Origin of the sequence: Brucella grignonensis (assembly GCF_002252505.1) — a bacterium.
In the GTDB taxonomy this organism is placed as follows: Bacteria; Pseudomonadota; Alphaproteobacteria; order Rhizobiales; family Rhizobiaceae; genus Brucella; species Brucella grignonensis.
In genome coordinates, this window is the sequence record NZ_NNRL01000036.1 from 13,508 (window position 1) to 31,175 (window position 17,668).

Genomic DNA, 17,668 nt, shown 5'->3' on the forward strand with positions numbered 1-17,668 from the left:
GCTACACAATTCCTCATGCTCTCCATCCAGGCAGTCCGGCGCATCGCCACCAGACTCGCCCAGCGTCGCATAGACCCCGCCTACGTCATCGCATGGTCAAGCTGGAGGCGCCCCCATCAGGCGGCCGCTCGACAAGCTCATCTGAAAACTAAAATGCAACTGTAATGCACCATTGGCAAGTGGACTCGTTGAACGCGTTGATTGCCAACTATCTCATCGAAGAAGCTGATGAGCCACTTCAATTTCCGCTCCCTCCATCAGCGGATGCTTTTCAGTCGGCCTGTTTTCAAATCCTTGTTTCTACGGCATCCGCTGCCCTCCTTCTCAATCGCCGCCGTGCATCGAGTTCAAAGAGGATCGGCACGACGAAAACGGTTAAGACGGTCGAGACGACGGTTCCGAAGATCAGCGAGATGGCGAGACCGCCGAATACCGGATCGGTGATCATGATCGCCGAGCCGAGGACGATGGCAAGCGTCGTAAGCAGGATCGGCCTTAGCCGCACTGCGCCGGCCTGCCGCACCGCGACCTCAAGTGGCATGCCGTGCTTGCGGTTGTCCTGGATGAAGTCGATGATCAGCAGCGAATTGCGGATGACGACACCGGAGAGAGCGATGATGCCGACCATCGAGGTGGCGGAAAAGTCCGCACCGACGATCCAGTGCCCCGGAAAGATTCCAATGATGCCGAGCGGCACGGAAGACATCGCGATCACCGGGATTAGGAAGGAACGGTAGTAGGCGACCAGCAGCAGGTAGACGAGCAGCAGCGCGCCGCCAAGCGCGATGCCCATGTCGCGGTAGATGTCGAGCGTCATGCGTATCTCGCCGCCCCAAAGCAACTGGTAGCCGTCGATCGTGTCGGGCGCATCCTCGTTGAAGCCGAGATTGCCCGTCCTGAGCGGCCTGCCGTCGGGTGCCGTGATGCCGTTGAGCCGTTTTTGAAGGTCAAGGACGGCATAGAGCGGAACCGAGTCCGACAGTTCGCCGCCGACGAAAGTCACCTTCTCGTTATCGCGATGCTGGATCGGTCTATCGGCGTGGGACGGAACGACTTTTACCAGTTCCGACAGGGGTACAGGCTTGCCGTCGGCATTGTCGACGAAGACTCTGTCGAGGCGTGCCGGGTCCACGGCGTAGCGGCGCGGCACGTAGACCCTGACGGGGACGGGGTTCCTCTCGTCGGCGAGGTGGGCACGACTCAGTTCGTTACCGCCATAGATGATTGTGAGCGCCTGCGCAATCTGCGCCGTCGATATCTTGGAGAGCGCCGCCTTTTCCTTGTCCGGTACGATGCGGTGTTCGGTGACATCTTCCGATTCAGTGTCGGACAGATCGACCATGTCGTAGGTTTCTTCGAAGGCTTTCCGGACCTCGGTCGACAATTGCCGCAGGCCTTCCGGGTCAGGACCGTAGAGTTCGGCCAGCACCGTGGCGCGCAGCGGCGGGCCGGGCGGGTCCTCGACGAGCGCTGCTTCCGCACCGGGATAGCGCCTGCGGATCTCCTCGACCTTCGGGCGAAGTTCGCGGACGATGTCGATCGAGCTTTCCTTCCGGTCGTGCTTGTCGGTAAGATTGACGCGGATTTCAGCGACCGAGTTCCCCTCCCGGTTGGTGGTTCCCTTGAACAGGCCGTTGAAGTCGGCGATGCCCGCCTGCCCGACCCAACCCTGGTAGTTGACGACGTTCTTGTCCTTAGAAAGCAGGACGCCGATCTCGCGCACGAACCGGTCTGTCTCCTCGACGGGTGTTGTCTCGGGCATCGCGATGACGATGTTGAAGGTGTTCTTGTTGTCCTTGGGCAGGAAGCCGATATTGACGCCGAACCACGAAACTGGGCCTCCGACGCCGGAGGGCCGCACGAACTGCCACGCGCCCTGCATGATCGATCCCGTCGTCAGGACGGCGATCAGCACGGCGAAACCGATACGGGCGGCGCGACGCTCCTGTAGCGGCGCGATCAGGCGAAGATAGAACTTTTCCAGCCGGCCGGGCTCGCCGTGGGACTCTTCCTGTTCATGCTCGTCGGCCTCCTGTACGGTGTGGCGGCTTAGCCATCGGTTGGCCGCCCAAGGGGTGACGATATAGGCGACGACCACGGATGCCGCCATGGCGATCGGCACGTTGTAGGCGATCGGGTAGAAATAGTCGCCCGCCATGCCGGAGACGAGGAAAAGCGCGCTGAACACGAGCATGACGGCGAAAGTGGCAAGATTAGTCGCATTGCCGATCTCGTTGGTGGCGAGGACCGTCGTCTTCTCCTTGCTGGCCCGCGACTGCTTAGATCCGTAGTGGCGGTGGATGTTCTCGATCACCACGATCGCTGCGTCTACGAGCAGGCCGAGCGACAGGATAAGCGCGAACAGCGTCACGCGGTTGATGGTGACGCCGCCGAGAAGATCGGCCGCCAGCGTGATCGAGAAGATCAGCGGCACCGTGACGGTGACGATGAGCGCCTCGCGCCAGCCGAGGAAGAAGACCAGCACGATTGCCACGGTCACCAGCGCGATGGCGAGATGCTCGATCAGCAGGTTCACGGCGGCGTCGGCCTTCTCGCCATCGTCGCGGGTGACAATCACCTGAACGTCCTTCGGCACGAAAGATGGCTGCATCTCATCGACACGTTCGATCACCGTATTGGCCACGATCACGGCATTCGCCCCCTTCTTTTTGGCGACGGCGATGGTGACTGCCGGCATATCGGACGAGTCCGGGCCACCGAAACGCACGTCGCCCGGCCCGAAGGAGAAACGGCTGAACTGCGCGATCTCCGTCTCGGGGCCGTCGGTGACGGTCGCGACATCGCGGACATAGACCGGACGGCCCTCATGCACGGTGAGGATCTGGTTGCGGACATCGTCGGCCGAGGAGAACGACGCTGAGACCTTGATCGCCTCGACCTTGCCGTCGCGGACGGTCGGCTGCAGGGGTACGGAGAGGTTGCTTGCCTCGAATGCCGCATAGGCCTGGCTCAGCGTCACCCCGAAGGCCTGCAGGCGGTCCGGATCGAGCTCGATGGAAATCTCCCGGTCGCGGCCGCCCTTGATGCTGACGACCGAAACGTTCTCAGCGCTGCGCAGGCGCTCGGCCATCCGTTCTGCGACCCGCTTCAAGGCATAGTCATCATAGTTCCCGGAGGCCAAAGTGACGGTGAGGATCGGCACGTCGTCGGCATCGATCGAGCGAACGGTCGGCGTTCCTGCGTCGGAGGGCAGGCTGGAGCGGCTGGCGAGCACACGGTCATAGAGCTTGACGAGGGATTCCTCTTTCGGCTCGCCAACCTTGAACTGCACCTGCACCATGCCGACCGAATTCTGTGCGATGCCAGCGGTATGGTCGACGCCCGGCAATTCGCTGAGAATACCTTCGAGTGGAGTGACAATCAGGGATTCGACCTCGGCGGCGGAGGCGCCGGGAAGCATGACGGTGACCATCGCACCCGGAACGACGATCTGGGGGTTCTCCTCTCGCGGTGTCTGCAGGATCGCGATGACACCCATCAAGGCCACGCCGATGATGAAGACGATGGTCAGCTTCGAGGTGATGAACGTCTGCGCCAAACGTCCGGCGATATTGAGTTTGGGCGTACTCATCGGGCGGTACCCGCGACGTTCACTCGGGCGCCATCCGGCAAGCCGCCATCGGCTTTGGCCATGATGGTCTCTCCCGCCTTCAGGCCGGACGTGACTTCGACAACGCCGTTCAGTTCCCGGCCCGTGCGCAGCCACCGGAACCGAGCGGTTCCGTTCTCGACAACGAATACGCCATCCAAGCCGCCCCTCTTGGTGATCGCATCCTGCGGAACGACCGGAGCCCGGTAGGTTCCCAGCCGAATCTCCGCGCGGCCGAACATGCCGGGCATCAGCGCCGGATCGTCGGGCAGCAGGACGTTGATCTCGTAGCGGCGTGTCACATCATCGCTGGATGGGACAATCCCACGAATACGCCCCGCAAATTGGCGTCCACCAAGCACGTCTAGCCTGACATTGACGGGCGTTTCGGTGTTGATCGAGGCGAGGCTCTGCTCGGACACATAGGCTTTGAGTAGGAGAACCTCATGCGATTCGACGATTAGGATTGGTGAACCGGCGGTCGCCATCTCGCCGCTGCGCTTGGCGACGGACACGATGACGCCATCGACCGGGCTCGTGACCGTGGAATAATCCTTCTGCGCCTTTGCGGCGGAAAGCACCGACTTCGCCTTTTCGAGCGTCGTGCGGGCGATGTCCACCCGGACCTTGGCCTTGCGTAGCGTTTCCGAAGCGACCGAGCCCGACTGGGCAAGCGAGGTGTATTTCCGGACATCCTGTTCGGCGTCACTTAGATCCTCCTCCGCGGCACTGACGGAGGAGCGGGCTTGCCGGATCGCCTCGTTGATATCGCTCGGGTCGATCCGCACCAGAAGGTCGCCCTGCTTCACGCTCTGTCCCTCGCGGACATCGAGTTGCTCGATGAAGCCAACAACACGGGAGGACACCTCCACCCGTCCGTCGGAGATGACGGAACCGGGAACGGTGTAGTTGATCGGGATATCCTTCAGTTCGACGATGTCGACGGCTGCGTCGATAGGGACAGTCGCCTTTGAACTCCGTTCGGCGCTGTGGTCGTCGCAGCTGGAGAGCGAAAGCAACACCGCGAGTATTGAAACGGTCCGGGGAGAAGGGAGCATCTTAGGTGTCCTTGATCGAGGTTGTCTTGAAGCATTCGCGAAGGGCTGCGAACACGTGCCGTGTGATGACGTCCGGGTCGAGATGGTCGGAACGTCCGTCGGGTAAGTGCTGGACAAGTGCCCCAAGCTGCACCTGTCCGAGCACGACGCCGATAATGGAGACCGCCGCCAGGAAATCGTCTTCGCCGTTGCGGGCCCTTGTGCTCGCCAGCGACCGCACCAGAGCGAACGGACGCTCGAACACCGTTTTCGACAGGTACTCCAGTCGCTCGGCATCTCCATCGGTCAGCTCTCGGACAAGGAGGCGGAAGAGGATTCTGTCCCTCACAAGAAGATGTGTGAACCAGCGGATGAAGACTTCGAGCTTTTCGTCCTGATACTGGGCTGCTTCTAGCAGAGCTTCCAGCGGAGCTGTCTTGCGCGCAAACACATGCGCAAGTGCCTCGCGGATCAGTTCGTCCTTGCCCTTGAAGTGGTGGTATAGATTGGCCGGCGTCACGCCAACCTTGCTTGCAACGTCGCGCATGGAGACGGCGCTGTAGCCGAGATCGGCGAAAAGGCCGGCTGCGGTCTCGATAATGACGGTTCGGGTGTCGTGTGGATGCATCGGCTCAATCTACTTAACGTTCGTTTAGCTCAGATACGTTATCAGCTGATCGTCGTCAATCTTGAATAGTTCGTTCGTTCGAATTAGTCATTGCCTATAGCCGGCCGTTCGAACGCGGAATTCGAAAGCGCATCGGCTGGTTCGGAGTGATCAAGGCTTGGGGCCCGATCGATTGAGGGTCTTCCACGCGGTGCCACTTTGTCGTTCCAGGGGATGATCGGTCCATCAGGAGAGACTAATGCAACGCGAGAAAAGATACATCGAGGTCAAGTTGTTTCGGGCAACTTTTCGCACTGCGCAATCAGTTCTCTTACTTCTCCTCTGCAGCCCTTACATCTATTGGGGCGTGACGAGACTTCTAAACGTCGACGCCGGCATACGAGAAATGGAAGCCTATGGGCTGCTTCCGCCCGCGCCTTTGAGTGCGGTCGCAATTCTGATCCAGATCGGCGCATCCATCATGGTCATTACGGGTTTCTGGCGCTGGATCGGGGCGCTCTCCCTCTCTGCATTCACGCTTGCCGCTGCGTTGATCGCTCACCCGTTCTGGCAGGTCCTGCCGAAGGATCGAAACGATGAAATCATGATGTTTGGCGGGCACATGATCTTGATCGGATGTTGGTTGGCCGTCGCCTGGCGCAGTCTTCGCAAATGATTGGCGACGATCAGCCATGTGTTGTCCATCGCGGTGAGAACACGAGATCGACTAGATCTTGGCGGGGTATTGCGCGGTCGGTGGGCAAGTTCCTCAATATCACCTTGAATAATTCGTTCGTTCGAACTATTTTGACTGTGTAACCAGCAGGGGAAGTCGATGCGAGCCCATGAAGTGGCAACGAGTGGACATCAGGCACGGAGCGCGAAAACGCGATCGCAGCTCATTGTAGCTGCGATCGAAGTGATAGGGACGGTGGGTTATGAGGGGGCGAGCACGCGTGCGCTGGCAAAGGCGGCGAAAACGACCCTGTCGGCCATTCCCTATCATTTCGGGGGAAAGAAGGAGCTTTATCTCGCAGCGGCTCAAATGATCGCCGACTATGCCGCCGGCCGTTTCGGGGAAGCGGTGGGCATCCTGGAAACCGGAGATCCCGCCGAAAAGGCTATCCATTTCGAGGAGGCTCTGACGAACCTTCTTCACATCATTCTGGAAAACACCGAGCCGTATTCCTGGACCTCGTTCGTTGCGCGTTGCTCCTACGACAACGATGAGGCTTTCGCCCTGATCTATGACCGGGCGGTCGCGCCCTTGCTGGAGCACCTGGTGAGGGCTGCCAGCGACTTCTCCGGACGCTCTCCCGACGACGAGGCATTGCGATTGCGCATCAGTGCGATCTTAACGGCGATCCTTAGTTTCAGGTTTCTGCGCGGAATCATGCTGCGCGGGATGGGCTGGAAGCACATTCAAGATGGTTGCATCGGTCAGATCGAAGACATGGTTCGCGATCTCTGCCGAAGCGATTTTCTCGCTGTCCGGCTTTCTCAATGAGGCACCGGGCAGCGCAGGTGTCCAGCCCAGCGCCGAACAGTCTGGCAATCTCTTCTTTAACAGAAAAGGAAACACCCGATGAGCGATCGATTCCACACGCACGAAACTGTCGCCTGGGCGAAGCAGCGCCTGGATGATCTGGATGCCATCATATCCGAAGTCGAGAAGACCTCGGACAAGTTGAAGGACAGCGCCCGGAGGGAAGTCGATGCCGTCCTGGTGCGCCTCAAAACGTCCAGAGACACGATCCAGAAGATCTACGACGACCTGCGCGACGAGGCGAAATCTGTGAAGGGAAGTGTCGAAGGGATTCAGGATGCGCTCGAGGCTGAGTGGGTCGAGGTCGAATCCGTGTTCCAGACCTACCTTGCGGCAGTAAGCGACCGGGCGGAATCGACCCGCGATGTCGTGGTTGCGCGCGCACGGGCTCAGCGCCGGTCCTGGGAGGCGTCTCTCAAAGCGTTGCGTGACCAGGCCGCGGATGCCGTGGAGACTGCGCGCGGTGAATTCGATACTGCCCTCAAGCGGTTGTCGGACGAGACCGAGAAGTTCCAGGCTCGGATAGGTGAAGCCAAGGATGCCGGTGACGAATCCTGGAAAGCCGTGAAGGGCGGGCTCGCGGATGCGAGGGCCGTTCATGACCGCACGATCCAGAAAATCAAGGACGCCTTTTCGAAGCTGCTCTGACTAGAACACTTCGGCGGCTTCTACGATAGAACACCAGGGAGAAACGACATGAAATCTCGCTTATCGGCAATCGGCCTTGCGCTCGTTGCCCAGACCGCGCTGTTCACGGCACCGGTCGTCTTTGCGCAAGATACCTCTGCGCCGCAAACCCAGTCCTTAGCCCAGGACAACCCCTCACTCGCGCGGCAGGCACTGGAGTGGTCGCAGGACCGGCTTGCCGAGTTCGATGCGACTATTGCTGTCCTCGAGAAGGAGGCGACCCGGCTTCAGGGAGAGGCTCGTGCCAAGGCCGATGCGTCGCTGAAGACACTGCGAGACAGGCGCGACGCCTATCGTGCACAGGCCGAGGAAGCGGTCGCCAACGCCAAGACCTGGTCGGATGCGCAGGTGGCAGAGGCGCGCAAATCGCTCGACGACAACTGGGCGGCGCTCCAGACCACGCGTGACGAGTATCTCGACGCGGTGAAAGCAGACCTTGCGACGCGCCGGGCAGTCCTTGAGGCCGAATTCGAGGCGCGCCGGAAGGTCTGGCAGAAATCGATCAACGATCTGCGCGCCGACGCGGCGAACGTCGCAGCCGATCAGCGCGCGGCGATCGATGCCCGTATCGCTGCCCTGAACGCGCAGGTCGAGGATGCGAAGGCCGCGGCGAATGCCCGGATCGAGCGCCTTCAGGATGCGTCGGCAGAAGCATGGGAAACGGCGAAGGAGGGTTACGCCGATGCGCAACAGCTCTTGTTCGACAATTATGCCGCGATCCGCAAATCCATAGAGGACGCCACGAAATAGTCCCTATGGGCCGGAGGCGGCGGTCCCCCCAATCCCGCCTCCGGCGCAGTTTCAAGGAGAAGGCGAATGAGCCTGATGAAGGAAATCCAGGACCTGAGGGCGCAGATCGAAGCCCACGCCCGCAAGGCAACGTCCGCTAGAGAACATGGAAGTACGGCTTCGACCTCGGATGAACCACTGTCCGATCGTGCCGCGGAGACGCACCAACTTGAGACCTTCCTGAAGACCGCAAACGAAACCCTCGACGAATTCGCCGAGGAATTGGACAGGTTCCCGCGACTGACTGCACTCGCTGCATTCGGTATCGGCCTTGCCGCTGGCGTCGTCATCGGACATCGGCTTCGATAACCGTCTTCCGTTTCAGTTGAAAGATCAATCATGTCCACTCTCAATTCCGCAAAACTTTACGGCCGCGTGGCGCTGCTGCGCCGACAGGTTCTTCTCCGGCAGATCATCCGGCGCGCTATTGCGGGCGCCCTTGCGGTCGCCGCCTTCGTCGTCACAGCCGGGCTTGCGACCTATGCCCTGTTTCTCGCGATCAAGGTTCCACTGGGCGGTCTTGGCGCGACATTGGCAATCGCGGGGCTTTACCTCGTAGCCGCTATCATCCTCCTTGCCTACACGCTGCGTGAACCGCATTCGCCGGAGTTGCAGGCTCTCGATGAGATGGAGGCAGCGGCACTGGAAACAATCGCCGCTGAGACGCAGGGGGTAGTCCAGATGGTTAATACTGTTGGGCATCGCATCGAGAACATCGGAAGCAGCTTTAGTCTCGGCATAGGGCTCCTGTCGGCCCTGCGCAAGCTGCTGGTATCACACAAGTCCTGAACTATCCCGAAAGCCTATTCACTTTATCGAAGCCCAGTAACGTGGACAGAAATGCAGACCCTTCGGTCGGTTGCGGTTGCGTGTATGACATTGATCCTGACCGCTCACGCCTTAATCGCGGAAGAACCGATATTCGATGAGCTTTGTTTGGGCGCGTCGGTGTCGGTGTAGGATAAAGAATCCCGCGAGGATGACGTCTTCCCGGAGGTGACTGTGTTTCTCGATCCCTTCGACCTCGACAATGCGGTCGATTGGAAACAGGAAATCATGCGACCACGTGTCAATCTTGGAGCCTCCATCGCCACGTCGGGCCAAGCGAACCAGGTCTTTAGCGGCCTTTCCTGGCAAATCAGCTTCTCGGACAGGATATTCGCCGAAGCAGGATTCGGTGGAGTGTGGCACGACGGTGAACTCGACCACAATTCCGACGGTCCAGGACTGGGCTGTCGTTTCCTGTTCCGGGAATATGTCGGCGCCGGTTACCGTTTCGATCCGCACTGGAGCGCGCCAACCTGATGTATACTGGTTATATGGTAAATTTCATATCCTACGACCGCACGCAGGCCTTCCTGTTGCCGCCTGATCTTCGCGAGTGGGTTGGCAAGGACGATTTGGTTCATTTCATTGTCGAGGCTGTCGAGCGGGTCGATATCGGCGCCTTCAAGGGGCTCCGTGGGAATCTCTGCAATAATACCCGCTAAGAGATTTTCGTGTGACGGAAAACAGATGATTGCCGCCTAGCGGCTCCGCGGGTTGAAATCGATGGGGCAGACCGGCGATTTTTTACGCGACAAACCCTGTCGGAATGTGAGACTGTGCGGCAATTCCTGATTTTAGGTTTGTCGTACATGTTGATTGGTTACATGCGGGTATCGAGCAGTGATGAGCGCCAGTCAGTTGCCTTGCAGCGCGACGCCCTGCTCGCGGCCGGGGTCGATCAGCGCCACCTGCATCAGGATCGCGCTTCGGGCGCGCGCGACGATCGGCCGGGCCTGAAGGCATGTCTCGCCGAATTGCGCGAAGGCGATGTCCTGGTCGTTTGGAAGATAGATCGGTTAGGCCGTTCACTCTCCCACTTGATTCGCATCGTCGAGGATTTGAAGAAACGTGGTGTCGCCTTCCGATCTCTGACGGAGGCGATCGACACCACGAATTCGCACGGCGCGTTTCTGTTCAACCTGTTTGGCACGCTTGCCGAATACGAGAGAGTGCTGATCACGGAGCGGGTCAACGCTGGTCTGGCGGCGGCACGCCGACGTGGCCGTAAGGGCGGGAGACCTCCAACGATCGATGCGGAAAAGGTCGAGCAGGTTCTGGCTGCTTTGGAAGCTGGCGCCAGCAAGGCGTCCGTGTGCCGGACGTTCAAGGTGGCGCGCTCGACGCTCATCGATACATTGCGGCGAAGCGGATGGACCGGACCGGGCAAAGAAGATGAGCCTGCTCCCCCAGTTTGAGAGCGGGTGTGACCGATGGCTTTCCTCGACGCGCAGTCGCGTACCGTTCTGTTCGCCCCACCCGACGTTTATGAAGAGGCGCTTGCGCGCTATGCGCTGTCCGCTGAGGATGTCGCTTTCGCCAGAGCGCATCGCCGATCGCATAATCGTCTGGGCTTTGCCATCCAGCTCGCTCTGGTGCGTGATCTCGGTCGGCCGCTCCGCGCTGGGGAAGTTCCGCCTCAGGCGGTCGTCTCCGTGGTCGCCGATCAGCTGGGCATCGACCCCGCGGTGTTCGCGCTCTATGCCCAGCGGGAGGAAACCCGTCGAGAACATACGCGGGAGATTGTCGTCGCACTGGATCTCCAGCCCATCCGGACGAGCGATTATCGCACCCTGATCACCGCGGCGGCACGCGAGGCCGCTGCGACCGAACAAGGCGAGCCGATTACCAAGGCCGTGATCGAAGCCCTCAAGGACAAGAAGCTGCTCGTTCCCGTGCCGGAACTGCTGATACGTCTGGCGATGGCGGGCCGGGCGGCGGCGCGACGACAGGCGTATCGAGGCTTGATCCGGGGCCTGGAGCAACCGTCAATCGAGGCGCTTGATCAGCTTCTCATCGATCGGTCCGGCGATCGGAGCCATCTCGGCTGGATTGCGGAAGCGCCGGAGGGGCCAAACTGAAGAACCTCAAAGGTCTGATCGCCCGTCTTGAGATTCTGCGTTCGGTGGCCATTTCCGATGAGCGGCGTAAAACGATCCATGCCAACCGCTATGGGATCATCGCCCGGGACGCCCGCATTCTGCATGCCCGTGAGATACGACGCCTGACATCCGAGCGCCGTTATGCCACGCTCACGGCGTTCGCCATCGAGAGGCAGGCGGCAATCACCGACCTTGCGATCGACATGTTCTGCAAATTGATCGGCAGCACCCGTCGTAAGGCTGAGATCAGCCGAAAGGAACGCCGCCTGAAGGATGCGGAGGTTCTCGATGGGGTTGCGCTCGCTCATCTCAAGCTTGGCGAGGCGCTTCTGGCCGCCCGGGAGAGCAATGCCGATTTCGCATCCGCAATTGCTACGTCACTCGGTTGGGACGGATTAACCGCCAGCATGGCGGCAGCCAGTTCCGTCGTCCACCCTGATCGCAGCGACGAATTCGATGAGCTCATCGAGCGGCACAAATCGCTTCGAAAGCTGGGCCGACTTGTGTTCGGCGCGTTCTCTTTCCGGTCGTTTCGTCCCGATGATCCGGTATTGAGGGCAGTGGATCATCTACGTGCGCTCTACAGCGGCAGGAAAATACATGCGCAGGTGCCGATCGCGTTCATGACCCGCAAGTGGCGGCGGCGTGTGCGCTCGGACGGCGGCACCATCGACCTACGCGCCTGGGAAGTGGCGGTGCTCGTTCACCTGCGGGAGCGCCTGCGGGCCGGCGACATATGGGTTGATGGCAGCCGGGCATGGCGCAGTTTCGAGGATTACCTTCTGCCTCGACCGATCTTCGCCCTGATGCGTGCAGAGGGGCGGCTCGGGCTTGCCATCCCTGACAGCTTTGCCGAATGGCGAGCCGAACGCACCGCCACACTCGACGCGAAACTCAAAGAGCTGGCAAGGGCAGCGGCGGCCAACGCCATTCCAGATGCGGCCATTTCCGACAAGGGTTTGTCGGTCTCCCCGATCCGCGAGGAGGAGCGTGACCGGGTCGTGGCGCTGAGCCGGCGCATCTATGTTCTCGTCCCACGGATCAGGATCACCAGCCTGCTTGCTGAGGTCCACAACTGGACCAGGTTCCTTGACAGCTTCACACACTATCGCACCGGCGAGACGGCGAACGATGAGGCAGCACTGATGGCCGCCATCCTTGCCGACGCCACCAATGCCGGTGCTGAACGCATGGCGGAAAGTTCACGCGGCGTCACGATCCATCAGATGATGCTAATGGTGGATCGGCATCTACGATCAGAAACCTACGCTACTGCGACCGCCGTGCTGGTCGATGCGCAGCAAGCCCATCCCTTCGCCGAGGTCTGGGGCGACGGTCATATCTCCTCCTCGGACGGGCAGTTCTTTCCGGCCGGCGGGCGCGGCGAAGCCAGCCTTGAATACAATGCAAAATACGGCAAAAGACCGGGTGCCTCGGTCTATGGCTTCCTGTCCAACCGTTTCGCCTCCTTCTTCTCCCGCATGATCCAGGCGTCCGAGAGCGAAGCGCCCTACGTGCTCGATGGCCTCCTTCACAACGAAAGCTCCGTCGAAATCCATGAGCATGCAACCGATACCGCCGGCGCAACCGAAACGACATTCTCCATGTTCCATGGCTTCGGCTATAGGCTCATTCCTCGTATCCGCAATCTCGGCAATCGCAGGCTCTTCGTCATCGATCCCGACCCGACTTACGAGCCGCTCGGCGCGCTGATCGCAGGAACCGTCAATATGGATGTCATCGAACAGCACTGGGATGAGGTCTTGCGGCTGAAGGCCTCGATCGGCGCGGGCCTGGTGCCGCCGTCCGTCATCCTCAAGAAGCTTGCCGCATCACCCCGGCAAAACCGGCTCAATCAGGCGCTGCGCGAAATGGGCCGGATTGAACGCTCGATCTTCATCTGCGACTGGTTGCTCGACATCAAGCTCCGACGCAGATCGCATGCCATCCTCAACAAGGGTGAGAGCCGTCACGCTCTTGCCCGTGCGGTCTTCCTCCACCAGCTTGGCGAGCTGCGCAACCGCGTGGCGGAAACCATGGCCTACCGCGCCTCCGGCCTCAACCTCGTCGTCAACGCCATTATCCTGTGGAACACCGTCTATCTCAGCCGCGCCGTCGATTATGTCCGCAGCCAGGGCATCGATATTCCCGCCGAGTTGCTCTCCCAGGTAGCACCGCTTCCCTGGGCTCATATCGCACTCACCGGAGACTATCTCTGGAACGAAATTGACCGACCCCTCGAACGCTTCAGGCCGATCCGCGCTAACCGCTTCAATCCAAACAACTTCGATTTCCCTTAGATGGTGTAACGGGCGGAGCCCAACCAGCCACGTTTGAAAGGCTGGTGGTCGTCCCTCACAATGATGGTTTCGCGGAGTCAGGAATAGCCTGCTCCATAGCATCAAGGAGAGACGACCATGAAGCAGTATGCCGGCATCGATGTATCATTGGAATACTCAAGCGTGTGTGTGATAGATGCGGATGGCCGCATCGTGCGGGAAGCAAAGGTGCTAAGCGAGCCCAATGCGCTGATCGTCTGGTTTGGCGAGCACGGCGTGGCGATGGAACGGATTGGCCTTGAGGCCGGCCCATTGTCGCAGTGGCTTTACACGGGAATGGCGAAGGCGGGTTTAGCGGTTGAGTTGATCGAGACGCGGCATGTGCGTGCCGCCTTCAAGACGATGCCCGTGAAGACCGACAAGAAGGATGCTCGCGGCATTGCGCAGTTAATGCGGCTGGGCTGGTTCAGGCCGGTCCACTGCAAATCTCTTCCAGCTCAGGAGGTGCGAGCATTGCTGACTGCCCGCAAGCTCATTCAGGGCAAACTTCACGACATCGAGATGAGCATCCGGGGGATTCTACGCGGGTTCGGGCTCAAGGTGGGGCCGACGACGCGGCGCACCTATGCGGCACGGATTCGTGAACTAATTGCAGGTCATCCGACCTTGGAAGCGATTTCTGCGTCGTTGTTGAAGGTGCGAGACGCGCTTGCCGACGAATTTGCAGGTTTTGAACGCAGACTGCGCGCCATGGCCCGGCTGGACGACAACGCAAGGAGGCTCATGACGACGCCTGGCGTTGGCGTCTTGGTGGCGCTGACATTCGTGGCGGCCGTCGACGCGCCTGAGCGTTTCCGATCATCCCGAGCGGTGGGGCCGCACTTCGGATTAACGCCAAAGAAATATCAATCGGGCGAGACCGATTATAGTGGTCGTATCTCGAAGACCGGCGATGTGGGCGTACGAACCGCGCTCTATGAGGCGGCCAACGTAATACTGACGCGCCCTGTTAGAGGTTCGGATATGAAGAGCTGGGCGCTGGCGATCGCCAGACGCGCGGGTCCCAGAAAGGCACGTGTCGCGCTGGCCCGCAAGCTGGCGGTGGTGTTGCACCGCATGCTCAGGGACGGAACGAACTTTATTTCCCACCGGGCGGCAGCCACGACCGCCTGAGCGGAAGGAGAGACAACAAGACAGGTTTCGGGGGGCGCCCATCAGCCACCGGAGCAAGGTCCCTTCGCCGGGACGATGGAGCGGATAGGCCGCAATACCCGCAGCAGCACCAAGGTGACTGCGCGTCCTTAGATTGGCCAGCCGGTCCTCAGCAGACCCCATAAAGCAGCGACCAAGCGTCGACTGCGGACAGAAGCAAGCACTCGGCGAGGGATTGAGGTCGTGAGGGATTGACTCGGGAAGGCCCGTTACAGAAGCGGGTATTATTGCAGAAATGCCCACGGAGCCCCGTACAGGGGAGAAACGCACTGTCCACAAATTACCTTGACGGGCTTTCGAACGGGCGAAATATTACGGACAGCCTATTCGGACAAAATTGGCCCCCATGCCGCGCACCTTCGCCTATGTCCGCGTTTCCACGACGGGACAGACCACCGAGAACCAGATTCAGGAAATCGAGGCCGCAGGCTTCCAGGTCGAGCCGCGCCGTATCATCACCGAGACGGTTTCCGGCAGTACCGCCATCGTGCAGCGCCGAGGATTTTCCCGGCTCATGGACAAATTGGAGGCTGGGGACATTCTCATCGTGACCAAGCTCGACAGGCTCGGCCGCGACGCGATCGATGTCAGCACCACGGTCAGGACGCTGGCTGAAATGGGCGTGCGCGTCTATTGCCTTGCGCTTGGCGGGGCCGATCTCACCAGTTCGGCCGGCACCATGACCATGAATGTGCTCAATGCCGTCGCCCAGTTCGAACGGGACTTGCTGATAGAGCGGACGCAATCCGGTCTCAAGCGCGCCAAATCGGAAGGAAAGGCCCTCGGCCGACCCTCGACGCTCAGTGAGAAACAAAAGCAGGGTGTGCGCGATGATCTGGCGACGGGAATGAGCGTTTCGGCAATCGCCAGGAAATTCGTCACCAGCCGGCAGACGATCATGCGCCTACGAGACGAAGGTTCACGCTCCGTTCGGTCCTAGCGCAGGATTTTGAACTGCTCTTGTTCCTGCCCCTTCCCGCGCCGCCTTGCGCCAGCTATTCAACTGGAAGCGGGTGATCCCATGGCGCTGGGCTGTAACCGTCACCTGCCGGGGAGCAGAGAGGCTCTCTGCTACAATCGCAAGCTTGGCTTCGTCACTGAACCGGCGGCGCCGACCGCTGTCCACAATCTCAAGGCGGCTCACCTGTTTACGGTCTCTGATAATGTCCATGGCTACAACACCGGCTATATTGACGTCGATATAGCCAGTGCTCTTCCATATTCCTCATCCGTACAAGACGGCCTTCCTCGGATGCGTACGGTGAAGCCTGAGGACGTCGCCCACCTCTCGCCGTTGAGCTTCGGCCACATCAACATGCTCGGCCGTTACGCCTTCACCCTGCCGGAAATCATCGCGCGCGGCGAACTCAGGCCGCTGCGCGATCCCCGCACCGCAGGAATCGACGACCTGTAGGCAAGCTTATGTGTGTTTTCTGTTCCGTTGCTACTCAGAGCCCGAGCATCATTCTTGTCCGTCTTATTCCGCATGGCCGAAAGAGCGGCATTGACTTGCCGCGCTTCCATGCACACGACATCGAACCCTGCATCCGTCAAACCGTAAGTCAGGTGTTGCGTGAGCGTGCCAGCTTCGAGCCCCACTTGATGGATAGGTTGGCCGAACTCATTGAAGCAGCGTACGATATCAGGCACGTCCGATGGGACTGAGCGCTCAAGCCTGACTTTCCCAGCCTCGTCGATAATGCAGATTGCCACTGAGCGCAGTGACACGTCCAAAGCAGCATAGAACATCGTCATCTCCCTTCATCTCGGTTGCACCGGGATTGTACTAGGAGCTCGCCTCTTGTGGGACCGCCCGATTACGCATGCTTCGGGCCGATCAGGCCTGGCGGGTGTTATTGCAGAAATGTCCACGGAGCGCCGATATAGCCGGAGGCTGCTTCAGGCCGGGATCGACCCGCCCGAAACCAGACGAGGGGCGCCCTGGCCCCGCCCCTCGGGCTCCCAATCCACCCCACGGACGTGACCGGGGGAGATTGGGTTAATGTTCCGTTAAAAACTGATGAAATTTGTCAGGTTGCAGAATCGGTCGCTTTCAGGTTTCATGTAACACATGAGTCGCACGATTACGCCAGTTAGAGAAAAGGTCGCCGCACACCGAGAACGGTTGAAGGCCGCTGGGCGTATTTATGTGAGCACCGATCTGCCCGTCGATCTGGTGGACTGTCTTGATAAAATCAAGACGGAGCGCGGGATGGCATCCCGTGCGCAGCTGTTCGAAGAAGTTTTGAGGTTGTTTGCTGAAAAAGAAATGAGGGCATAACGAAAAACCCCTCGCCGCTGGTAACGGCTAGGGGTTTTGGTCAGTTAAGACGTCGGCTTGTTGGGCCACATATTTTCAAATCCCAACATAGTCGAGAGCGTGAGAACCTGCAAGACCTAGGTCTTGTCGGAACGATGAATCTTTGTCTGCTGTCCACAGGGCATGCCCTCCCGTGAAACGGAGGCTGAAGACTTATGTTTGAACAATTTGGGGCCGTGCTCGTAGGAGCACCGGCTGAGCGCGAACGCACGCCCGTTCGCAAACAATCCCGTGCGGCCGGAAAATGCGAAGCGGTCTTCTGGCAGCGCACCAATAGCCAGGACGTTCGCAAGATCGTGCTGGCGGCACGGCGGTATGAACTGGCCGGGCGAGAGCCCGGATCCCGCAATGGTCCCCTTGGGGGCGTGGCAATCGAATTGCTGGAGCTGTTTGCCAATCTCGTGAACTTTCGTACTGGCCGGCTCGATCCGTCGATCGAGACCCTGATGCGCTATCTCAGACGATCGCGGGATGCGATCGTGCGGGCGCTGAAGGCATTGCGCCAGCACGGGTTCCTCGACTGGCTCCGCCGCTATATCCCGACAGGCAACCAGGGACGTGGTCCGCAGGTCCAGCAGACCAGCAATGCCTATCGCCTGTCACTGCCAGCGCGTGCCTTGCGACTTCTCGGCCGAATGGGCATGGCCCCCCCCC

General features: G+C 60.1%; 20 protein-coding genes. 15 read left to right on the forward strand and 5 right to left on the reverse strand.

Features of this window, described 5'->3' with window-relative positions; genetic code table 11:
• Positions 1 to 286 precede the first annotated feature (286 nt).
• From CEV33_RS00515 to CEV33_RS00525, 3 genes are read right to left on the reverse strand one after another with little or no spacing between them, the layout of a single operon-like run.
• Entirely contained in the window at positions 287 to 3,592 is a 3,306-nt protein-coding gene (locus tag CEV33_RS00515) for an efflux RND transporter permease subunit (protein ID WP_094538668.1), read from the reverse strand.
• On the reverse strand, positions 3,589 to 4,668 hold the full coding sequence (locus tag CEV33_RS00520; protein ID WP_094538669.1) for an efflux RND transporter periplasmic adaptor subunit: 1,080 nt from the start codon (positions 4,666 to 4,668) through the stop codon (positions 3,589 to 3,591). The genes CEV33_RS00515 and CEV33_RS00520 overlap by 4 nt, the downstream gene beginning before the upstream one ends.
• Position 4,669: 1 nt before the next feature.
• Positions 4,670 to 5,275, reverse strand: coding sequence for a TetR/AcrR family transcriptional regulator (locus CEV33_RS00525; protein WP_094538670.1), 606 nt, complete (start codon positions 5,273 to 5,275; stop codon positions 4,670 to 4,672).
• Between the two features lie 238 nt (positions 5,276 to 5,513).
• On the opposite strand from CEV33_RS00525, the gene CEV33_RS00530 reads away from it, so the two are divergent.
• The 13 genes from CEV33_RS00530 to CEV33_RS00590 all read left to right on the forward strand — a co-directional run bounded on the left by CEV33_RS00530 (position 5,514) and on the right by CEV33_RS00590 (position 15,634).
• The gene (locus tag CEV33_RS00530) at positions 5,514 to 5,930 is read left to right on the forward strand and encodes a DoxX family protein (protein WP_094538671.1); all 417 of its coding nucleotides are present in this window, start codon (positions 5,514 to 5,516) and stop codon (positions 5,928 to 5,930) included.
• A 159-nt stretch (positions 5,931 to 6,089) separates the two neighbouring features.
• Positions 6,090 to 6,761, forward strand: coding sequence for a CerR family C-terminal domain-containing protein (locus tag CEV33_RS00535; RefSeq protein ID WP_094538672.1), 672 nt, complete (start codon positions 6,090 to 6,092; stop codon positions 6,759 to 6,761).
• A 78-nt stretch (positions 6,762 to 6,839) separates the two neighbouring features.
• A complete protein-coding gene (locus CEV33_RS00540) occupies positions 6,840 to 7,448 on the forward strand; it encodes a sll1863 family stress response protein (RefSeq protein ID WP_094538673.1) in 609 nt (202 codons plus the stop codon).
• A gap of 48 nt (positions 7,449 to 7,496) precedes the next feature.
• A complete protein-coding gene (locus CEV33_RS00545) occupies positions 7,497 to 8,237 on the forward strand; it encodes a hypothetical protein (protein WP_094538674.1) in 741 nt (246 codons plus the stop codon).
• Between the two features lie 66 nt (positions 8,238 to 8,303).
• Positions 8,304 to 8,585, forward strand: a complete 282-nt coding sequence (locus tag CEV33_RS00550) for a hypothetical protein (protein ID WP_094538675.1) — start codon at positions 8,304 to 8,306, stop codon at positions 8,583 to 8,585.
• Between the two features lie 30 nt (positions 8,586 to 8,615).
• Positions 8,616 to 9,065: a hypothetical protein gene (locus CEV33_RS00555; RefSeq protein WP_094538676.1), complete on the forward strand. Its 450-nt coding sequence runs from the start codon at positions 8,616 to 8,618 to the stop codon at positions 9,063 to 9,065.
• Positions 9,066 to 9,278: 213 nt separating this feature from the next.
• Entirely contained in the window at positions 9,279 to 9,581 is a 303-nt protein-coding gene (locus CEV33_RS00560; protein ID WP_235818322.1) for an acyloxyacyl hydrolase, read from the forward strand.
• On the forward strand, positions 9,581 to 9,766 hold the full coding sequence (locus CEV33_RS00565) for a hypothetical protein (protein WP_094538677.1): 186 nt from the start codon (positions 9,581 to 9,583) through the stop codon (positions 9,764 to 9,766). The genes CEV33_RS00560 and CEV33_RS00565 overlap by 1 nt, the downstream gene beginning before the upstream one ends.
• A gap of 147 nt (positions 9,767 to 9,913) precedes the next feature.
• The gene (locus CEV33_RS00570; RefSeq protein WP_094538678.1) at positions 9,914 to 10,519 is read left to right on the forward strand and encodes a recombinase family protein; all 606 of its coding nucleotides are present in this window, start codon (positions 9,914 to 9,916) and stop codon (positions 10,517 to 10,519) included.
• 15 nt (positions 10,520 to 10,534) lie between these two features.
• Entirely contained in the window at positions 10,535 to 11,182 is a 648-nt protein-coding gene (locus CEV33_RS24845; RefSeq protein ID WP_208620113.1) for a DUF4158 domain-containing protein, read from the forward strand.
• Positions 11,183 to 11,217: 35 nt separating this feature from the next.
• On the forward strand, positions 11,218 to 13,503 hold the full coding sequence (locus CEV33_RS00575) for a Tn3 family transposase (protein ID WP_235818323.1): 2,286 nt from the start codon (positions 11,218 to 11,220) through the stop codon (positions 13,501 to 13,503).
• Positions 13,504 to 13,620: 117 nt separating this feature from the next.
• The gene (locus tag CEV33_RS00585) at positions 13,621 to 14,655 is read left to right on the forward strand and encodes an IS110 family RNA-guided transposase (RefSeq protein WP_094538679.1); all 1,035 of its coding nucleotides are present in this window, start codon (positions 13,621 to 13,623) and stop codon (positions 14,653 to 14,655) included.
• Between the two features lie 385 nt (positions 14,656 to 15,040).
• Positions 15,041 to 15,634: a recombinase family protein gene (locus CEV33_RS00590; protein WP_094538680.1), complete on the forward strand. Its 594-nt coding sequence runs from the start codon at positions 15,041 to 15,043 to the stop codon at positions 15,632 to 15,634.
• On the opposite strand, the gene CEV33_RS24740 is transcribed toward CEV33_RS00590, so the two are convergent.
• Both CEV33_RS24740 and CEV33_RS24745 read right to left on the reverse strand, forming a co-directional pair.
• Entirely contained in the window at positions 15,614 to 15,865 is a 252-nt protein-coding gene (locus CEV33_RS24740; RefSeq protein WP_094538681.1) for a transposase, read from the reverse strand. The genes CEV33_RS00590 and CEV33_RS24740 overlap by 21 nt on opposite strands.
• A gap of 155 nt (positions 15,866 to 16,020) precedes the next feature.
• Positions 16,021 to 16,449, reverse strand: coding sequence for an IS110 family transposase (locus CEV33_RS24745; protein ID WP_374819030.1), 429 nt, complete (start codon positions 16,447 to 16,449; stop codon positions 16,021 to 16,023).
• A 316-nt stretch (positions 16,450 to 16,765) separates the two neighbouring features.
• On the opposite strand from CEV33_RS24745, the gene CEV33_RS23565 reads away from it, so the two are divergent.
• Positions 16,766 to 16,975 carry a hypothetical protein gene (locus tag CEV33_RS23565; RefSeq protein WP_141211519.1) on the forward strand — a complete coding sequence of 70 codons (210 nt, stop codon included), beginning with the start codon at positions 16,766 to 16,768 and terminating at the stop codon, positions 16,973 to 16,975.
• A gap of 194 nt (positions 16,976 to 17,169) precedes the next feature.
• Positions 17,170 to 17,668, forward strand: a 499-nt coding sequence (locus CEV33_RS00605; RefSeq protein ID WP_094538682.1) for a helix-turn-helix domain-containing protein, incomplete at its 3' end; no start/stop codon positions are given.